15 protein-coding genes are annotated in these 19,684 nt (G+C 70.8%); 12 read left to right on the top strand and 3 right to left on the bottom strand.

The window, feature by feature from the left end; all coding sequences use genetic code 11:
* The first annotated feature begins 163 nt into the window (after positions 1-163).
* The 4 genes from LUX31_RS20120 to LUX31_RS20105 all read left to right on the top strand — a co-directional run bounded on the left by LUX31_RS20120 (position 164) and on the right by LUX31_RS20105 (position 4,995).
* Entirely contained in the window at positions 164-1,444 is a 1,281-nt protein-coding gene (locus LUX31_RS20120) for an aspartate kinase (RefSeq protein ID WP_235476174.1), read from the top strand.
* Positions 1,444-2,502 (top strand): aspartate-semialdehyde dehydrogenase, encoded by a 1,059-nt coding sequence (locus LUX31_RS20115; RefSeq protein ID WP_235476173.1) that lies wholly within the window; start codon positions 1,444-1,446, stop codon positions 2,500-2,502. Before LUX31_RS20120 ends, LUX31_RS20115 begins: the two co-directional genes overlap by 1 nt.
* Before the next feature lie 328 nt (positions 2,503-2,830).
* The gene (locus LUX31_RS20110) at positions 2,831-3,496 is read left to right on the top strand and encodes a SigE family RNA polymerase sigma factor (RefSeq protein ID WP_235476172.1); all 666 of its coding nucleotides are present in this window, start codon (positions 2,831-2,833) and stop codon (positions 3,494-3,496) included.
* A 443-nt stretch (positions 3,497-3,939) separates the two neighbouring features.
* The gene (locus LUX31_RS20105; RefSeq protein WP_235476171.1) at positions 3,940-4,995 is read left to right on the top strand and encodes a hypothetical protein; all 1,056 of its coding nucleotides are present in this window, start codon (positions 3,940-3,942) and stop codon (positions 4,993-4,995) included.
* 169 nt (positions 4,996-5,164) lie between these two features.
* On the opposite strand, the gene LUX31_RS20100 is transcribed toward LUX31_RS20105, so the two are convergent.
* Positions 5,165-7,147: an AfsR/SARP family transcriptional regulator gene (locus tag LUX31_RS20100; RefSeq protein ID WP_235476170.1), complete on the bottom strand. Its 1,983-nt coding sequence runs from the start codon at positions 7,145-7,147 to the stop codon at positions 5,165-5,167.
* Positions 7,148-7,275: 128 nt separating this feature from the next.
* Here LUX31_RS20100 and LUX31_RS20095 point away from each other — a divergent pair, with 128 nt between their 5' ends.
* Entirely contained in the window at positions 7,276-8,154 is an 879-nt protein-coding gene (locus LUX31_RS20095) for an alpha/beta fold hydrolase (protein ID WP_235476169.1), read from the top strand.
* 85 nt (positions 8,155-8,239) lie between these two features.
* On the opposite strand, the gene LUX31_RS20090 is transcribed toward LUX31_RS20095, so the two are convergent.
* On the bottom strand, positions 8,240-9,031 hold the full coding sequence (locus LUX31_RS20090) for an SURF1 family protein (RefSeq protein WP_235476168.1): 792 nt from the start codon (positions 9,029-9,031) through the stop codon (positions 8,240-8,242).
* A 285-nt stretch (positions 9,032-9,316) separates the two neighbouring features.
* Between LUX31_RS20090 and LUX31_RS20085 the strand changes: the two genes are divergently transcribed.
* Positions 9,317-11,146, top strand: a complete 1,830-nt coding sequence (locus LUX31_RS20085; protein ID WP_235476167.1) for a S9 family peptidase — start codon at positions 9,317-9,319, stop codon at positions 11,144-11,146.
* A gap of 91 nt (positions 11,147-11,237) precedes the next feature.
* On the opposite strand, the gene LUX31_RS20080 is transcribed toward LUX31_RS20085, so the two are convergent.
* The gene (locus LUX31_RS20080) at positions 11,238-13,154 is read right to left on the bottom strand and encodes an NAD-binding protein (protein ID WP_235476166.1); all 1,917 of its coding nucleotides are present in this window, start codon (positions 13,152-13,154) and stop codon (positions 11,238-11,240) included.
* Positions 13,155-13,308: 154 nt separating this feature from the next.
* Here LUX31_RS20080 and LUX31_RS20075 point away from each other — a divergent pair, with 154 nt between their 5' ends.
* From LUX31_RS20075 to urtE, 6 genes are all read left to right on the top strand, one after another.
* Positions 13,309-14,442, top strand: a complete 1,134-nt coding sequence (locus LUX31_RS20075) for a substrate-binding domain-containing protein (protein ID WP_235476165.1) — start codon at positions 13,309-13,311, stop codon at positions 14,440-14,442.
* Between the two features lie 137 nt (positions 14,443-14,579).
* Complete coding sequence (gene urtA / locus LUX31_RS20070) at positions 14,580-15,833, top strand: urea ABC transporter substrate-binding protein (protein ID WP_235476164.1); 1,254 nt, start codon at positions 14,580-14,582, stop codon at positions 15,831-15,833.
* A gap of 267 nt (positions 15,834-16,100) precedes the next feature.
* Complete coding sequence (gene urtB, locus LUX31_RS20065; protein ID WP_235476163.1) at positions 16,101-16,988, top strand: urea ABC transporter permease subunit UrtB; 888 nt, start codon at positions 16,101-16,103, stop codon at positions 16,986-16,988.
* On the top strand, positions 16,985-18,112 hold the full coding sequence (gene urtC / locus LUX31_RS20060) for an urea ABC transporter permease subunit UrtC (protein WP_235476162.1): 1,128 nt from the start codon (positions 16,985-16,987) through the stop codon (positions 18,110-18,112). Before urtB ends, urtC begins: the two co-directional genes overlap by 4 nt.
* Positions 18,109-18,885 carry an urea ABC transporter ATP-binding protein UrtD gene (urtD, locus tag LUX31_RS20055; protein ID WP_235476161.1) on the top strand — a complete coding sequence of 259 codons (777 nt, stop codon included), beginning with the start codon at positions 18,109-18,111 and terminating at the stop codon, positions 18,883-18,885. Before urtC ends, urtD begins: the two co-directional genes overlap by 4 nt.
* Entirely contained in the window at positions 18,885-19,589 is a 705-nt protein-coding gene (urtE, locus tag LUX31_RS20050; RefSeq protein WP_235476160.1) for an urea ABC transporter ATP-binding subunit UrtE, read from the top strand. Before urtD ends, urtE begins: the two co-directional genes overlap by 1 nt.
* The last annotated feature ends 95 nt before the right edge of the window (positions 19,590-19,684 follow it).

Here is a 19,684-nt window from a genome sequence, read left to right as displayed (position 1 = left end):
GCCTGGGTCCTTGAAACTTAATTCACAGCCGCAGCGCGTATCCCGTGACTGGATGGGCAGGAGCTCCGCTGAGCGGGACATCTCACCATGCGATACCCGGTAAGGGGATTTCGGCCGCTCGTTAAACTGAGCCGACCGCAGACGGACTGAGCGAGGAGTGCACGTGGGCCTTGTCGTGCAGAAGTACGGAGGCTCATCCGTAGCCGATGCCGAGGGCATCAAGCGTGTCGCCAAGCGAATCGTGGAAGCGAAGAAGAACGGCCACCAGGTGGTCGTGGTCGTTTCCGCGATGGGCGACACGACGGACGAGCTGATCGATCTCGCCGAGCAGGTGTCTCCGATGCCTGCCGGGCGTGAGTTCGACATGCTGCTGACCGCCGGAGAGCGGATCTCCATGGCGCTGCTGGCCATGGCGATCAAAAACCTGGGCCACGAGGCCCAGAGCTTCACCGGCAGCCAGGCAGGAGTCATCACCGACTCGGTCCACAACAAAGCGCGGATCATCGACGTCACGCCGGGCCGCATCCGGACCGCGCTGGACGAGGGCAACATCGCCATCGTCGCCGGGTTCCAGGGCGTCAGCCAGGACAAGAAGGACATCACCACGCTGGGGCGCGGCGGTTCCGACACGACGGCTGTGGCGCTCGCCGCCGCGCTGAACGCCGAGGTCTGCGAGATCTACACGGACGTCGACGGTGTGTTCACCGCCGACCCGCGCGTGGTGAAGAAGGCCCGGAAGATCGACTGGATCTCCTCCGAGGACATGCTGGAGCTGGCCGCCTCCGGCTCCAAGGTGCTGCTCCACCGCTGTGTGGAGTACGCCCGTCGTTACGACATCCCGATCCACGTCCGCTCGTCCTTCTCCGGACTGCCGGGCACCTGGGTCAGCAACGAGAAGCCCGAGTCGCAAGGGGACCAGCAGGTGGAGCACGCCATCATCTCCGGAGTCGCCCATGACGTCTCCGAAGCCAAGATCACGGTCGTCGGCGTCCCGGACAAGCCGGGCGAGGCCGCGGTGATCTTCCGCGCCATCGCGGACGCCGAGATCAACATCGACATGATCGTGCAGAACGTGTCGGCGGCGTCCACCGGTCTCACGGACATCTCCTTCACCCTCCCCAAGGCCGAGGGCCGCAAGGCCATCGACGCCCTGGAGAAGTCGAAGGGCGCGATCGGCTTCGAATCGCTGCGCTACGACGACCAGATCGGCAAGATCTCGCTGGTCGGCGCGGGGATGAAGACCAACCCGGGCGTCACCGCCTCGTTCTTCCAGGCGCTGTCCGACGCGGGCGTGAACATCGAGCTGATCTCGACATCCGAGATCCGCATCTCGGTCGTCACCCGTCAGGACGACGTCCCGGAGGCCGTCCGCGCCGTGCACTCGGCGTTCGGTCTCGACTCCGACAGCGACGAAGCAGTCGTCTACGGAGGCACCGGCCGCTGATGGCCAATCCTGTGGGGCCGACGCTCGCCGTCGTGGGGGCGACCGGCACCGTCGGTGCGGTCATGCTCCAGATCCTGTCCCAGCACGCGGACATCTGGGGCGAGATCCGTCTGGTCGCCTCCCCGCGCTCGGCCGGCCGCAAGCTGGCCGTGCGCGGCGAGGAGACCGAGGTGGTGGCGCTGTCGGAGGAGGCCTTCGACGGCGTCGACGTCGCCATGTTCGACGTACCCGAGGAGGTCGCCGAGCGCTGGGCGCCGGTCGCCGCCGCCAAGGGCGTCGTCGTGGTCGACAACTCGGGCGCCTTCCGGATGGACCCCGGGGTCCCCCTGGTCGTCCCCGAGGTCAATCCGCACGCGGTACGGCAGCGCCCGCGCGGGATCATCGCCAACCCGCACTGCACGACCCTGTCGATGATCGTCGCCCTGGGCGCGCTGCACGCCGAGTTCGGCCTGCGCGAGCTGGTGGTGTCGTCGTACCAGGCGGTGAGCGGGGCCGGCCGGGCCGGCGTGGACACCCTGCGCCGGCAGCTGTCCCTGGTCGCCGGTACGGAACTGGGGACCAGCCCCGGAGACGTACGACGGGCCGTGGGCGACGGGACGGGGCCGTTCCCGGAGCCGGTCGCGCTGAACGTCGTACCGTGGGCCGGTTCCGCGCGGGCGGACGGCTGGTCGTCGGACGAGATGCAGATCCGGAACGAGTCCCGCAAGATCCTCGGGCTGCCGAAACTCCCCGTGGCCGTGACCTGCGTACGCGTCCCCGTCGTCACCGCGCACGCGCTGACCGTCCACGCCCGTTTCCAGGGCGAGGTCACCGTCGCCAAGGCGCGGGAGATCCTCGCCACCGCGCCCGGGGTCGTGCTGTTCGACGACCCGGACGCGGGGGAGTTCCCGACGCCGGTGGACGTGGTCGGCACGGATCCGACCTGGGTCGGCCGGGTCCGGCGGGCGCTGGACGACCCGACCGCGCTGGAGCTGTTCGTGTGCGGGGACAATCTGCGCAAGGGGTCGGCGCTCAATACGGCACAAATCGCCGAGCTGGTGGCGGCGGAACTGTCCTGACCACGACCTCTTCCAGGTTTCCCCCTGTTGATCTTGTCGAAAATCACTCTGGCGGTGGCAGAAAACGTTTGTAGGATCCAGGTGACGACTTGGACGGCTCATGGGGCGTCCGAAGATTTTCCTCCCCGTTCTCCGCAACCGCGCGGAGGGCGGGGAGCGTCTTTGCGGACGCCCTTCAGGGGCGTTGGGGACGCCAAGGCCGTGCGGGGGACGCCGGTCACCATGGATTTAGGGGAAGAGCGGGACGCATGAAGGTGGCTGTGTCGTACGACGCAAACGTGATGCCGGATGCGTACAACCCTGAAGGGGGGAGGCGTGTCCAACATGCGTGGCAGAGGTACTCGACTTCACAGCGGCGACGCGCGGCACAGCCCTGCGTCCGCCCCGCCGACCCCGCGTGCCCGGTCCGCCCGGCGGCATGCCGGTGATCGCGCCGATGCCCGCAGCGCGGCCGGCCCGCATACCCAACCAGCGCGAAGGCACTGACGAGAGCGCGGCTGCGGGGACGACGGTCGATCACCTGACCGAGACGTACCGTGCCCACTACCGCTCGCTCCTCGGACTCGCGGCACTGCTCCTCGACGACACCGCGTCCTGCGAGGACGTCGTCCAGGAGGCGTTCATCCGGGTCCACTCGGCGCGCAAGCGCGTCCGTGACCCCGAGAAGACGCTCGCCTATCTGCGCCAGACGGTGGTGAACCTCTCCCGCTCCGCGCTGCGCCGCCGCATACTCGGCCTGAAGCTCCTTTCCAAGCCAATGCCGGACATGGCGAGCGCGGAGGAGGGGGCGTACGACCTGCTGGAACGCGACTCCCTCATCAAGGCGATGAAGGGCCTGCAGCGCCGCCAGCGCGAGGTCCTCGTCCTGCGCTACTTCGCGGACATGACCGAGGCCCAGGTCGCCGAGACACTGGGCGTATCGCTCGGTTCGGTGAAGGCGTACGGCTCACGCGGGATCGCCGCGCTGCGCATCGCCATGGAGGAACCGGCATGAGCGACCAGGGCCAGGAACGGGACAAGGACCGGGCGCGGGAGCAGCAGGGGCAACAGGAACAGCAGGGTCGGGCTCAGGAACAGCAGGGTCGGGCTCAGGGTCAGCAGGGTCGGGCTCGGGCTCAGGGGCAGGAGAACGAGGGTCCGGAGCAGGGCCGGAACGAGACCGGGGAAGCCGGCGAACAGGTCCGGGAATCGGTCGCGGAACAGGTCCGGGAATCGGTCGCGGAACAGGGCGACGCCGAGCGTGAACCGGGCGAGGAAGCGCGCCCGGGGGCACGCGAGGACGCGGGCGCGGGGACCGGCGGTTTCCGGACCGAGGAGTTCAGGGCCGGTAGGCTTCCTCTCAACGGGGCCCGATCCAACGGGAGTTGGCCGTCCGGAGTCCATGGACCCGGTCGCCACGATCAAGAGCACAAGCAATCGCACGCTGGGAACGGAATTGTGAACCACGGCCCCGACGACCAGAGCCTGGACGGGCTCGACTCGGACGAGCTGGCACTGCGCAGGATGATGCAGCAGGCGGTGGGCGGGATCGAACCCACCGACGCCGTACTGGCCCATCTCCGCCGTGCCGTGCCCGCCCGCCGCGCCCGCAAGAGGCATGCCGCCATCGGCGCGGCCGCCGCCCTGCTCTTCGTCGGTACGGCCATCCCCGCGCTGCTGGTCTCGAACGTCACCGGCTCCGAGGCCGGCCCCTCCGTCAACGCGGGCCACGGCTCGCAGACCGAGGGAGGCAAGGACAACGGCAAGGGCCCGGACGGCGGTGAGAGCACCGCCGGGGGCAGCTCAGGCACGGTCAAGGACAAGCCGTCGAGCAGCCCCTCGGGCGGTGCGACCGACCCGGACAAGGGCAGCGGCGGCGGCAGCACGAGCGGGGGCGGCGGTACGACGGACACCCCGGTGACGGCGGCCACCTGCGACGCGACCCAGCTGGGCTCGGCCACCGGTTCGGCCGGCGACGCCGACACCAGCGGCACGGTGTACGGCACGTTCCGGGTCGTCAACGTCTCCTCCGCCGCCTGTACGGTCGGCGGCAGCGGCACCGTGTCGCCGTTCGCGCAGGGCGCGGCGGACGCGACGAAGATCGGCGTCGCCGACCATGTGGCCGGGGACGCGGCGAGCGGCCTGCCCGACCCGTCGCTCTGGTCCAGCGAGCTGGTGCTGCAGCCGGGGGCGGCGTACACGGTGCAGTTCGCGTGGGTGCCCTCGGAGACGTGCCCCACGACCGGCGGCGGCACCACCGACGGCGGCAGCACGGGCGACCCCTCGGCGTCACCGACGCCCACACCGAGCGAGAGCACCGACTCGGGGACGACCACCACAACCGGCAGCGACGGCACCACCACCCAGCTGGTCACGGAGGACGGCACAGTGGCCGACGGCAGCGTGACGGTGTCCTACACGGCGGAGGCCGGTTCCCCCACGGTGTCGGCGACGGTGTCGAACGCGTGCGCGGGGACGGTGTACAAGACCGGAGTCATGGCGGAGACCGCGTAGTTCCGAGGGCGACCGTCTTGATGGACGTCCCTGCCGTTCGGTGGGTTTCCGGATGACGGACGGGTCGCCTGACGGCCGCGTCGTGACCCCCTAGCCGTTCCCGTAATGCCCGTAATGCCCGCCATTCCTGCCACTCCTGCCATTCCCGTCGTTCGCGGGTCGCTTTCGCTCACCCCGCTCCGGCGCAGCCCTCCACCTCTGTCAGGTACAGGGCCACCGGGCCCAGGGTCAGCATTCCGCCGGCGGCGCCGGCATGTTCCGTACCGGCATCGCGCAGGGAAGCCGCGGCGCGTGCGGCGGTTCCGCGCTCGCCGAGGCGTACGGCGGCGCGGGCGGTCAGGCACCACATGGCCTCCTGCATGTGGTCACGCGGTGGTTCGGGCACCGAGGCGAGGGCGGCACGGGCCTCCTCCACCCGGTCCTGGGCGAGCAGCACGAGGGGTCGCGCCCAAGGCCGGTACGGGCCCCAGTCGAGGTGCGGGTCGGTGGGCGCGGGCCGGTCGTGCAGCAGGCGCAGCCCCAGCAGGGCGAGCGGGAACAGGCCGCGGTGCAGCCCGGGCATCCCGGCCGTCCGGAGGGCGTTCTCGGCGGCGCGGTAGCGCGCCGCCGCCGTGGCGACGGTCGGTCCGCCGGGTTCGGTGCTGCGGGCGGCCGTGACCCGGGCCCGGAACCACGCGGTGAGGACGGGGACGAGGGGCGCCTCGTTGGTGGCGGCGAGTTGTTCGGCGGCGTGGGCGTGCGAGGCCGCGGAGTCGAGGTCGCCGAGGGCGGAGGCGGACTGCAGACGGACGAGCCGGCCCAGTACGGCGAAGTTCGGCAGCTCGTGCCGGGTGGCCAGGTCGAGGATCTCGGCGCCGATCCCGTCCCGTACCGCCGCGAGCCCGGGGCGGGTGAAGGACTGCAGGAACACCCCGTTGAGGGCGAAGGCGAGCAGGGCGGGATCGGCCAGGTCCCGTGCCAGCGCCTCGGCCCGCCGCGCCGCCTGCCGGGCGCGCTCCAACTCGGTGACGGACAGATCGGCGCTGCGGCTCTCGACGGCGATCGTGGCCAGTAGGCGGGCGGAGAGGTCGGCGGGGTCGTCGGGGCCGAGCGCGGTGAGCGTGCGCTCGGCGGCCGCGACGACGGCGCGGGACTGCTCGGGGTCGTCGGCCCGGCTCCACAGGGCGGGTACGTCGTAGGCGCCGATGATCCGCGCGGTCAGGGAGAGGTCTCCGGTGCGTTCCGCGGCCTGGACGGCGGCGAGGCGGTCGCGCCGCGAGTGGACGAGGGCGTCGCCACCCGCCAGTGCGAGGGTGCGGGCCAGATCCACGGTGGTGCGCGGACCGAGCCGGACACCCGGACCGGCCCACCCGGTGCGTGCGCCTCCAAGGGGAGAGGCCCCGCCGAGGATCTCCATCTCCAGGTGCTGGAGTTCGGCACCGGGGTCGAGTCCGAGTTGGTCGACGAGCATCGCGCGGGCGCGGCGGAGGGTGGCCAGCGCGTCGGCCCGGCGGCCCGCACGGTACAGCGCGCGGGCGAGCAGCCCCCAGGCCGGCTCGCGCCACGGATGCTCGGCGACGTGAGCACCCAGTTCGGCGACGAGATGGGCCCCTTCCCCGAAGTCCCCGAAGTCCCCGAAGTCCCCGAAGGCTCCGGAGGCTCCGGAGCCGAGGAGGATGCGGGCACGCAACTCCACACCCTCCAGGCGCAGTTCGTCCAGCCGGATCCGCTCGCGCTGCGCCCATCCGGAGCCGGGCACATCGGCGTATGCGGGTCCGCGCCAGGCCGCGAGTACCGCGCCGAGGTCGGTCACCGCGTCGGGATGGCGCCGGGCCCGGGCCAGGGTGTCCTGGAACCGGTGGACGTCCACGTCCTCGCGCGGCAGGCGCAGCACGTAGCCGGGACCCTCGGTGACGATGACCCGCGGCGGATCGCGGGGCGGCCGTTCGGGTTCGAGGGCGCGGCGCAGCGCGGCGACGAACGTACGCAGAGCGCCCACGGCGCGGACCGGCGGATCGGTCCACAGGTCGTCGACCAGGGTGTCGGTGGTGACCATCCGTCCCTCGGCGGCGACGAGCCGGGCGAGTACCTCGCGATGGCGGGGTCCGCCCAGTTCGACCGGGCTGCCGTCGTCGCGGAGGGCCCGCACGGCACCGAGCACGTCGATTCGCATGCGCCCAGTGTCTGTGCCAGGGACAGGCGGCGCCCAACCGCACGGATCGGCTGCTGATCGGTTGCTGATCGCCGTAACCCAGGCTGATCGGGTCGGTCCCCGCCCCCCCCCCGAAAGGACGCCCTTCCATGACCCTCACGATTCCCGGCTTCGATCACCACCGCCTGCCCGGCGCGAACGGGGTGGAGCTGGCTGCCGCGGTCGGCGGCAGTGGCAGCCCGGTCGTGCTGCTGCACGGTTTCCCGCAGACCCACCTGATGTGGCGCCACGTCGCCGAGCGGCTGGCCGACGAGCACACGGTGATCTGTCCTGACCTGCGGGGCTACGGCGCCAGCGACAAGCCGGCGGCCACCGGCCCGGATGTGTACGCCAAGCGCACCATGGCCGCCGACGTCGTGACCCTGGCGGCGGCCCTCGGCCACGAGCGCTTCGCCCTGGTCGGCCACGACCGGGGTGCCCTGGTCGCCTTCCGAGCGGGGTTGGACCACCCCGAGACCATCACACACCTGGGCATCCTCGACGTCGTGCCGACGCTCGACATGTGGAACGTCCTGCGCGGTGCCTCGGCGGCGGTCGGCTACCACCTCTTCCTCATGGCGCAGCCGCCGGGCCTGCCGGAGGCGATGATCGCCAACAGCGCGGACGCGTTCTTCGGCTCGTTCCTCGACGCCTGGGCCGACGACCCGGCCGCCGTGCCGGAGGAGGTGCGGGCCGAGTACCTGCGGGCGAGCGCGGCGGCGGTGACGTCGATCGTCGCGGACTACCGGGCCTCGGCGGGCATCGACGTCACGCACGACCAGGCGGACCTGGACGCCGGATCGCAGCTGGCCATGCCCGTGACGGTCGTCCAGCAGGACTGGGGCGCGCGGCTGGGCTACGACGCCGCCGCCGTGTGGAAGGCGTGGGCACCGGACCTGGACCACCGGCTGACCCGGGCGGGGCATTTCATGGCAGAGGAGGCACCCGACGAGATCACGGCGGCGATCCGGGTCCTCCTGACCCGCTGACCTGCTGACCCGCTGACCCGCTGACCCGCTGACCTGCTGACCTGCTGACCGCTGAGTCTCCGGCCGGTGTGCTGCCCGGCGAGGATCAGACGGTGGCGTCCTCGCGAGCGGGTTCCTCGGCCGTGGCGAGCCCCAGCTCGGCATCCCGCGCGAACTCCACCTCCCGGCGCACCAGCCGGAACCACATGAAAACGACGAACCCCGCGAAGACGAACCACTCCCCGGTGTAGCCGAGGTTCTGGAACGCCTTCAGGTCGAGCCCGGTGTCCGCGGGCGCGGTCGCCGGTACGGCCTTCATCCCCGAGTCGCCCTTGTCGAGGGTGACCCAGGCGTCGTACAGGTCGTACGGCACGAGGTTCACGAGCGAGGCAGCACTGATCGCGCCGGTCTGCCCGGCCGGGAGCCCACCGGCGGCGCTCACACCGTTCGACCCCGGGGTCTCGGACGCCTGAAGCGCACCGATGACGGTGACTTCGCCGGAGGGCGGGGCGGGAGCCTTGGCGGCGTCTGCGCGACCGGGCAGCCAGCCGCGCACGACGGGCAGGGCCTTGCCGTCGTCGGTGCGCAGGAGGGTCAGTACGAAGTACCCGTCCCGGTCATCGAGCTGCCGGTCCGGAACGAGCAACTGCTTGCCGTACCGCCCGCTGACGGTGACACGGTCCCCGGAGGTCTTCTTGTCGACGGGCAGCAGCTCGGCGAGGGGCCGGGCGGCCTCCTGCTTCTCGGCGGAGACCTCTTCGGTGGCGGTCTTGTGGTCCTGCACGCGGTCCTCGAAGCGGCTCAGCTGCCAGGACCCCATGAACACGCAGAAGGGGATGGCGAGCAGGACGAAGACGTTGATCCCCCACCAACGGGGCGTCAGCAGAAACCGGTACACGCGTTCAAAGGTACGGGGCGGTTGCGGGGGTGCGGTCCGCGGGGGCTGTGTTTTCTCGCCCCCGCCGCCCCTACCCGTCCCGTCCTCGGGGGCGCTGCCCCCGAACCCCCGCTCCTCAAACGCCGGAGGGGCTGAATACCCAGCCCGTCCGGCGTTTGAGGACAAAGGGGGGTCTGGGGGCGGCAGCCCCCAGGGATGGGACGGGTAGGGGCGGCGGGGGCGAAGTTATCCACAGGCTGGGGACCTCCGCAGCGCACCCGTGCCCCGGCCGGGCAGTATGGGCCCATGACTGAGAGCAACGGTTCCACGCCGAACACGAATACGCCGGACTGGGAGAAGCGGTTCCGCGCCCCGCGGGTGTCACTGCCGGACTGGGCGGAGGACGCCCCGGACCGCTCCCTCTTCGTGTCCAACGCGACAGGCACATACGAGCTGTACGCCTGGAACCGCGCCACGGGCAACCAGCGCCAGGCGACAAACCGCCCCAACGGCACGACGGACGGCGTCCTGTCGCCCGACGGCGAGTGGATCTGGTGGTTCGACGACAAGGACGGCGACGAGTTCGGAGTCTGGCGCCGCCAGCCCTTCAAGGGCGGCGAGGACGAGCCCGCGGCTCCCGGCCTGGAGCCCTCCTACCCGGCGGGACTGGCCCTCGCCCGGGACGGCCGTACCGCCGTCGTCGGCCGCTCGACCGACGAGGAAGGCACGACGATCCACCTCGCCGTGGCGGACACACCCCCCGTGGTGATCTACCGCCACCGCGAGTCCGCCGGCGTCGGCGACCTCTCCCACGACGGCTCCCTGATCGCGATCGAGCACACCGAACACGGCGACGCGATGCACTCGGCGCTGCGCGTCCTGCGCCCGGACGGCACGACGGTCGCCGACCTCGACGACACCAAGGGCGGCGCGGTGGAACTTGGCCTGGAGGTGCTGGGCTTCGCCCCCGTGGAGGGCGACACCCGGCTGCTGGTCGGGCACCAGCGCCGGGGCCGCTGGGAGCCCCTGGTGTGGGACGTGGCGAGCGGCGAGGAGACCGACCTCGCCCTCGACCTGCCGGGCGACGTGAGCGCGGAGTGGTACCCGGACGGTTCGGGCCTGCTCATCGCCCACAGCTTCGAGGCCCGCAGCGAACTCTTCCGCTACGACCTGACCGACCGCGAGCTGGTGAAGGTGGACACACCGCCCGGCTCGGTCTCCGGGGCGACGGCGCGGCCCGACGGCAGCGTGGAGTACCTGTGGTCGTCGGCGGCCGAACCGTCGTCGGTGCGCTCGACGACGGGGTCGGTGGTCCTGGACCCGCCCGGCCTGAAGTCCCCGGGCTCGGTACCGGTGGAGGACGTGTGGGTGGAGGGCCCGGGCGGCCGTATCCACGCGTTGGTCCAGAGGCCGGCGGGGACGGAGGGCCGCCCCCTCCCCACGGTCTTCGACATCCACGGCGGCCCCACCTGGCACGACAGCGACGCCTTCGCGGCGGGCCCGGCGGCCTGGGTCGACCACGGGTACGCGGTGGTGAGGGTCAACTACCGGGGCTCCACCGGGTACGGACGTGAGTGGACGGACGCCCTCAAGCACCGGGTCGGTCTGATCGAGCTGGAGGACATCGCGGCGGTCCGGGAATGGGCGGTGACCTCGGGCCTCGCGGACCCCGACCGGCTGATCCTGACCGGCGGTTCCTGGGGCGGCTACCTGACGCTGCTCGGCCTCGGCGTCCAGCCCGACGCCTGGGCACTGGGCCTCGCGGCGGTGCCGGTCGCGGACTACGTCACGGCGTACCACGACGAGATGGAGGCGCTGAAGGCGATGGACCGCACCCTGCTGGGCGGTACGCCGGAGGAGGTCCCGGAACGCTTCGAGGCGTCGTCGCCCCTGACGTACGTCGACGCGGTGAAGGCCCCGGTGTACATCTCGGCCGGCGTGAACGACCCCCGCTGCCCGATCCGCCAGATCGACAACTACGTGAAGCGCCTGGAGACCCGGGGCGCGACCCACGAGGTGTACCGCTACGACGCGGGCCACGGCTCGCTCGTCGTGGACGAACGCATCAAGCAGGTCCGCCTGGAACTGGAGTTCGTGGAGCGGCACTTGGGTTCTTTCAGCCCGTCCGGCGTTTGAGGACAAGGCCCGTTCAGGGCCGTAGCGGGGGTCTGGGGGCGCAGCCCCCAGGAGCGGGATGGGACGGGTAGGGGCGGCGGGGGCGAGAAAACTATGCCCCCGCCCGATCCCGCCCCCGCCGCCGACCCAACAGCTCCGCCAACCCCCGCCGAGTAGCCGCCAGCACCACCCGATCCTCCGCCCGCAGCACATACGTCTCCGGCAGATCCCACACCAGCCCCGACCCCCGCCCCTCCTCCACCGGCGCCCCCACCCCCGTATCCAACGCCAGCACCCGCCAGGCCCCCGCCCGAAACGCCTCTCCCACAGTCCGCCCCTCCAACTCCACATGCCCACCCACCCGCATCGCCGCGAACAACAACACCCGCCGCTCAACAGGAATCGTGCCGAGGATCTGCGTCTGGCGCCCCATCATCGCCCCGGCGAACGCGGGCGCCGCCAGATGGGACACGCTCCGGCTCCGGGTCGTCGCGCCGGGGTGCGCCGCGCGCAGGGTGCGGTACACGGCGGTGGCGAAGTCGTCGTCGTACAGGCGCAGGACGACGCGCAGGTCGGGCCGTACGGAACGCCCGTACAGCACCGCCTCCAGGTTGGTCGTGTCGGCGCTGGTGAGGGCGAGGAGGGCCTGCGCACGGTTGATCTTCGCGGCCTCCAGGACGCCCTCCTGGGTCACATCACCCAGCACCACCGGCACCCGAAGCCGCCGTGCCGTCGCGAGGCCCCGCGCCTCAGGGTCCGCCTCGACGCACACCACCGGGATGTTGAGTTCACGCAACCGGGTCAGCACCCTCGTGCCGATCTTGCCCAGCCCGAGCAGCACCACATGCCCGCCAAGCCCACGCGGCGGCTTGCGCACAGCGGAACCACTGCGAAAAGTCCCCAACGCCTCCAGCACCGCGGCCAGCAGCACCGGCAGCAGCAGCAACCCGACCAGCCCGGACAGGAGTTGAAGGATCTGGCGCGCCATGGAATCCCCCCTCGCCGGGTCGTTGATCGCGAAGAGGTCCAGCAGGGTCAAGTACGTCGCGTGGACGGGATGGTCGCCCGTCGCGACCGACAGCGCGACCGCGAGGGCGATCACGCAACCGGCCATCCCCGCCAGCGACCACCGCAGCCGCCGGGAGAAGAGGGACGCGAACGGCGGCACCACGCCCCGGCCCCGCCCGCCCGACATCGACGTCCCGGAGTACGCGTACGACACCTGCTGGAGTACGACCGTCCCGCGCCCCGTCGCCGCCGCGACCGCCGCCGCGTCGGGGAGCAGCCGGGGCCCCTGGTCACCGCTGCTCTCGGAGCCGTCGGCGCCGGCCGGGTCGCTGCTGGTGGCGGAGAGCAGGGCGAGTGTGTACAGGCCGGGGTCGGCGACCTCGCCCGGCGCGGGCGGCTGCCGTTCCACCGCGCGCAGCAGCAGCCCGTCGGTCTGGACGACCTTGCTGGTACCGGTGATGGCGGTGGCGGCGAGAGCCGGGGCGGCGGTGTCGGCGTCGGAAAGGACGGTGGTGGAGGCGTCGACCCTCCTGTCCGCACCACTGCCGTCACCCTCGTCCAGGGCTGCCACCGCCGCCAACGCCGAAGCCTGGTCGAGGAGTTCCTCGATGTGCTGGCCCAACCGCCGGTTGTAGAGCCGGAGTACGAGCCGCAGGCGGGGGTTGAGGCGGCGGGCGGTGAGGGCGGCGCGGATGTTGGTCTCGTCGTCGTCGTACACGAGCGCGAGGGCCGCCGCCCGCTCCCCGCCCGCCTCGGCGAGCACGGCCTCGGTCAGCTCGACGGCCTCCAACACCCCTTCGCTCAGCGCGGGTTCGGTGGTGGTCCCGTTGCCCGCCGCGCGGTTGACGACGGCTGACACCCGGTCCAGCAGCGCCGACGCCGTCCCGGCGGCCCGTACGATCACCGGCGGCCGTACGTTCCGCTCCGAGGGCGGTACGACGAGGGTGACCTGTTCGCCGTACACGTTCCGGAGTTCGTGGGCGAGCCGGTGGGCGAGCCCGTCGTCGCCGCACACGATCATGTGACCGGCCGTATCACCGGCACCCGCACCTGGCCCGTTCGGCCCGTTCGGTCCGTTCTGACTCGGAAGGTTCCCCAGGATCGCCACGAGGGAGAAGACTGCCTCACTGGGACAGGTGGTTCCCGACCGGGTCCGATGCGGCAATCATGACCTCATGCAGCGGCCCCACCCCCGCCACCCTTCCAGTGCCCACCCCCGACTCCACACCCCCGAATGGTTCACGGCCGACGACTCGGCGCTCAACGTCGCGCTGGTGTACCCGATGCAGGGTCCCGCCGGGATCTTCGGCCCGGCGTGCGAGGCGTGCGCGCGGCTGGCCGTGGAGGAGGTCAACCGGGCGGGCGGGGTCCTGGGCAAGGAGCTGCGGCTGATCGAGGTCGACGGGGGCGCCGAGCCGCAGCGGGTCGCCGGGGAGGTCGAGGCGCTGGTCGCGACCGGCGTGGTGCAGGGCGTCACCGGCTGGCACATCTCCTCCGTACGGCAGGCCCTGGCGCCCCGGGTCGCCCACCGGGTGCCGTACGTGTACACGGCCCTGTACGAGGGCGGCGAGCGCACCGAGGGCGTCTTCCTGACGAGCGAGACGCCCGCCGGGCAGCTGCGGCCGGCGATGCGGCTGATCAGCGAGGCGCGGGGCGTACGGCGCTGGTTCGTCGTCGGCAACAACTACGTGTGGCCCCGTCAGACGGCCCGCGCCGCCCGCCGGTACGCGCGCGAGAGCCGGGCCCGGGTGTGCGGGGAGGCGTACCTCCCGCTGGGCACGGACGACTTCACCGACGTACTGCGCCGCATCGAACACGCGGACGCCGACGGGGTGTTGATGCTCCTGGTCGGCAATGACGCGGTCCGCTTCAACCGGGCCTTCGGCGCCTTCGGCCTGGACCGGCGGAGTATCCGCCTCAGCACCCTCATGGACGAGAACATGCTGATGGCCAGCGGCCCCGAGGCGACCCGCGACCTGTTCAGCACGGCCGGCTTCTTCGCCTCCCTCGCCAACCAGGACACCCTGGACTTCCACGGCAGTTACGCGGCCCGCTTCGGTATCGACGCCCCGGCCCCCGGCAGCCTCGGCGAATCCTGCTACGAGGGCGTGCTGCTGCTCGCCGCCCTGATCGAACGCGCCCGCACGCTTGACGTGTCCGCGATCGGCGCGGCGGCGGATGCGGTGTCGTACGAGGGCCCGCGCGGCCTCCTGCGCCTGCGCGACCGGCACGTACGCCAGCGCATCTACCTGGCGGAGGCGGACGGCCTGGACTTCACGGTCGTGGCCCAGTTGGAATCCGGCAAATAGATGCTTCCGTGCGGAAGCATTAATTGAAGAAATTTAGTTCCGCCGGAAACTGTTCTTCAATTGCGCGGAAACGCCCTGGAAACAGTCAACTCCCAGGCTGTGGACGCTCCTTCCCTCCTCCCCAAGGGCGGTTCTGCATGTCTGGGCTCAGTATCAGCAGGCGTGGTCTGTTGGCCGGAGTTTCCGTGGTCGGCGCGTCCGCCGCCCTCAGTGCCTGTGGCGCGAAGACCGGTTCCGACACGTCCTCCGACGCCGGCGTCAAGGGCGACACCTCCGGCAGCACGGTCAAGGTCGGTCTCCTCAACTCGCTGTCCGGCACGATGGCCATCAGCGAAGTCACCGTCCACAACGCGCTGTTGCTCGCGGTGAAGGAGATCAACGCGGCCGGTGGTGTGCTGGGCAAGAAGCTGGACCCGATCAGCCAGGACGGTGCCTCCGACTGGCCGACCTTCGCGGAGAAGGCGGAGGCGCTGATCAAGGACGACAAGGTCGTCGCGACGTTCGGCTGCTGGACCTCGTCCAGCCGCAAGGCGGTGAAGCCCGTCTTCGAGCGGTACAAGTCGCTGCTCTTCTACCCCGTGCAGTACGAGGGACTTGAGGAGTCGCCGTACATCTTCTACACGGGTGCGACGACGAACCAGCAGATCGTGCCGGCGCTGGATTACCTGAAGAAGCAGGGCCTGACCAAGCTGTACCTGGTCGGCAGCGACTACGTCTTCCCGCGTACGGCCAACAAAATCATCAAGGCGTATGCGAAGGCCAAGGGCATGACGGTGGTCGGCGAGGACTACGCGCCGCTGGGCTCGACGGAGTTCTCCACGATCGTCAACAAGGTCAAGGACTCCGGCGCGGACGCTGTGTTCAACACCCTCAACGGTGACAGCAACGTGGCGTTCTTCAAGGAGTACAAGTCCTCCGGGATGACCGCGAAGAGCATGCCGGTGCTGTCGGTGTCGATCGCGGAGGAGGAGGTGAAGAGCATCGGGACGCAGTATCTGGAGGGCCAGTTGACGGCCTGGAACTACTACCAGACCACGCCGGGTGCCGCGAACACGAAGTTCGTCGCGGCGTACCAGGCCGCGTACGGCAAGGGGAAGCCGACGAGCGACCCGATGGAGGCGGCGTACATCTCGGTGTACCTGTGGAAGGAGATGGTCGAGAAGGCGGGCTCCTTCGACGTCGCCAAGGTGAAGACGGCGTCGGACGGCATCACGTTCGCTGCCCCCGAGGGCGAGGTCACGGTGGACGGGGCGAGCCAGCACGTCTACAAGACGGCCCGCATAGGCAAGGTAGGGACCGACGGCCTGATCACAGAGGTCTGGAACTCAGGCAAGCCAATAAAGCCGGACCCGTACCTGAAGGGCTACGACTGGGCATCGGGCCTGTCCTAACCATAGTTCCTCGCCCCCGCCGCCCCTACCCATTCCCGTCCCCTGGGGGCTGCGCCCCCAGACCCCCCTTTGTCCTCAAACGCCGGACGGGCTAAAAGATCAAGCGCCGGCCAGGGTATTTCAGCCCGTCCGGCGTTTGAGGACGAGCGCGTTCAGCGCGACAGGGGGTCTGGGGCGCAGCCCCAGAAGGATGGGACGGGTAGGGGCGGCGGGGGCGAGAAAAAAGGCACCCCACCCGCACCCCCGCCCCCGACCAGGAGCCGCTCCATGACGGTCATCCTCAACCAATCCTTCACCGGCATCAGCATCGGCGCCGTCCTCCTCCTCATCGCCCTCGGCCTGACCCTCACCTTCGGCCAAATGGGCGTGATCAACATGGCCCACGGCGAGTTCATCATGGCCGGCGCCTACACGACCTACGTCCTCCAGAAGTCCATCAGCAGCGCCGGCCTCTCCCTCCTGGTCGCCCTCCCCGTCGCCTTCGTCGTCGCCGGCCTCATGGGCGCCCTCCTCGAATGGCTCCTCATCCGCCGCCTCTACACCCGCCCCCTGGACACCCTCCTCGTCACCTGGGGCGTCTCCCTGATGCTCCAGCAACTGGCCAGGGACATCTTCGGCGCCCCGAACGTCCAGACCCACGCCCCCGACGTCCTCACCGACAACATCTCGGTCGGCGGCGGCATCACCCTCGCCAACAGCCGCCTGTTCATCCTCGGCCTGGCCCTCCTGAGCGTCCTCGCCCTCACGCTGATCCTGCGCCTCACCCCCCTGGGCCGCCGCATCAGGGCGGTCGTCCAGAACCGCGACCTCGCCGAGGTGTCCGGCATCGCCACCGGCCAGGTCGACCGGATGACGTTCTTCATCGGCTCGGGACTTGCCGGAGTGGCAGGCGTCGCGCTGACCCTCGTAGGCCCGATCGGCCCGACCATGGGCACCAACTACATCGTCGACGCCTTCCTCGTGGTCGTGGTCGGCGGCATCGGCCAGCTCAAGGGCAGCGTGATCACCGCGTTCGCACTCGGCGTCCTTCAATCAGTGCTCGAATACTCGACCACCGTCAGCGTCGCCAAGGTCATCGTCCTGGTGGCGATCGTCGCGTTCCTCCAGTGGCGACCGCAGGGCCTGTACACACTGCGCACCCGGAGCCTGGCATGACAACAACAACACCCCAGCCCGCCACGGCGGTTACCCCACCGCCTCCACCCAGGACCCCCCTCCTGGAACACCTCCGAGTCCCCGGCGGCTTCGCCCTCGGAGCCGTACTCCTCCTCGGCATAGCCCCGTTGGCCCTCTCCGACTTCCGACTCGCCCTCCTCGCCAAGTACTTGTGCTACGCGATCGTGGCCGTCGGCGTCAGCCTGGCCTGGGGCCGTGGCGGACTCCTCGTCCTCGGCCAGGGCGTCTTCTTCGGCCTCGGCGGCTACGCCATGGCCATGCATCTCAAGCTCGCCGACGCCGCCGACACCGGCGAGAAACTCCCCGACTTCATGCAGCTGTACGGCACCGGGGACGCCCTTCCCTGGTGGTGGGAGCCGTTCGCCAACCCGCTGTTCGCGCTGGCTATGACGGTGATCCTGCCCATGGCGGTCGCCGCGCTGCTCGGCTTCCTGGTCTTCCGGCGCCGGGTGAAGGGCGCGTACTTCGCGATCCTCAGCCAGGCGCTCGCCGCCGCGCTCTCCATCTGGCTGATCGGCCAGCAGGCGACAACGGGCGGCACGAACGGCCTCACCGACATCCAGGGCTTCTTCGGCTACTCGCTCGACGACCCGGTCAACCAGCGGATGGTGTACTTCGTCATCGCCGCCGTCCTCCTGCTCCTCATGGCCCTCGCCCGCCAGCTGTTCGTCAGCCGGTACGGCGAACTCCTCGTCGCCGTAAGGGATTCCGAGGAACGGGTCCGCTTCCTCGGCTACAACCCGGCCAACGTCAAGCTGGTCGCGTATGTCGTAGCCGCAGGAATGGCGGGGCTGGCCGGCGCGCTCTTCGTGCCCGCCGTCGGGATCATCTCCCCGGCGCTGATCGGGATCGTGCCGTCGATCGGCTTCGTCATCGGCGCGGCGGTCGGCGGCCGGGCGTCGCTCGTGGGCGCGGTGCTCGGGGCGATCGCGGTCGCCTGGACGCAGAGCACGCTGTCGGACGCGTACCCGGCCGGATGGACGTACTTCCAGGGCCTGTTGTTCGTGCTGGCGGTCGGCTTCCTGCCCGGCGGCCTGGCGTCCCTGTGGACGGTGGCCCGCAACCGCCGTACACGGCAAGTGAGTTCGGGAGGAACGGCATGAGCGGCGACGGCGGCGAGGCACTGACGATCAGCGACCTGAGGGTCACGTTCGACGGCTTCACGGCGGTCGACGGCGTCAACCTGACCGTGGAATCAGGTGACTTGAGGTTCCTCATCGGGCCGAACGGCGCGGGCAAGACGACTCTCGTCGACGCCGTCACCGGCCTGGTGAAGGCGACGGGCTCGGTCCGCTTCGGCGACGAGGAGCTGCTCGGCAAGCCGGTGCAGCGGATCGCGCGCATGGGCATCGGCCGTACGTTCCAGACGGCGACGGTGTTCGAGGAGCTGACCGTGCTCCAGAACCTGGACATCGCGGCGGGCGCCGGACGCGGCGTGTGGACAATGCTCCGCCGCCGCAAGGGAGTTCCGGAGCAGGTGACAAGGGCCCTGCAGACCACCGGCCTGACGGCACTCGCCGACCGCCCGGCGGGAGCCCTCGCCCACGGCCAGAAGCAGTGGCTGGAGATCGGCATGCTGCTCGTCCAGGACGTACGGCTGCTGCTGCTCGACGAACCGGTGGCCGGGATGAGCCACGAGGAGCGCGAGGCGACCGGCGAACTCCTCCAACGGGTGAGCGAGGACCACACGGTCGTCGTCATCGAGCACGACATGGACTTCATGCGTTCGTTCGCACGCAGCGTCAGCGTCCTGCACGCGGGCAAGGTGCTGAGCGAGGGCACGGTGACGGAGGTCCAGGCGGACCCGAGGGTCCAGGAGGTCTATCTGGGCCGCGCAACAGAGCCCGCGCCCATACCTGTTGGGGAGGAGGCGTAATGGCCGTGTCTCTGCTGGAGATCAACGACGTACGAGCGGGATACGACCGTACGACCGTCCTGCACGGCGTGACCGTGGCGGTCCCGAAGGACGGGGTGGCCGCTGTCCTGGGCCACAACGGCGCCGGGAAGAGCACGTTGCTCCGGGCGGCCATGGGTCTGCTGAAGCCGACCGCCGGGCGGGTCCTGCTGAACGGCGAGGACATCACCCGCCTCTCCCCGCACCAGCGGGTGGCGCGCGGAATGGCGTACGTACCGCAGGGACAGCAGTCGTTCCCGCACCTCACCACCGCCGAGAACCTCCAACTCGTCGCCGACGGACGGGCGGACGGAAAGGAGGCGGTCGCCGAGGCGCTGGACCTCTTCCCGGCACTGCGTGAACTCTCGGGCCGCCGGGCGGGGTTGCTGTCGGGCGGCCAGCGCCAGCAACTCGCCCTGGCGCGCGCCCTGGTGACCCGCCCGAGCCTGCTCCTCCTCGACGAGCCGACGGAGGGCATCCAGCCGTCGGTGGTCGCCGAGATAGAGGAGACGATCCTGACGCTGGCGGCGAGGGGCGGCCTCTCGGTCCTCCTCGTCGAGCAGCACGTGGGCTTCGCGATGCGGGCCGCCCAGCACTACTACGTACTGGAGGCGGGACGCGTGACCTCGTCCGGCGAGGGCGGAGCCGGGGCCGAGCAGACGGTGAGGGCGGCGCTGAGCGTCTGAACGAAAGCGAGGAAGGGCCCGGTCCGCACTGCGGACCGGGCCACCGCCTGCTACGTCGAACGAGTGGTGCGGGGCGTACCCGGGGCGGGGGCTGC

Origin of the sequence: Streptomyces sp. GQFP (genome assembly GCF_021545335.1) — a bacterium.
Classification (GTDB): domain Bacteria; phylum Actinomycetota; class Actinomycetes; order Streptomycetales; family Streptomycetaceae; genus Streptomyces.
This window is presented reverse-complemented; position numbering and strand designations above follow the sequence as displayed.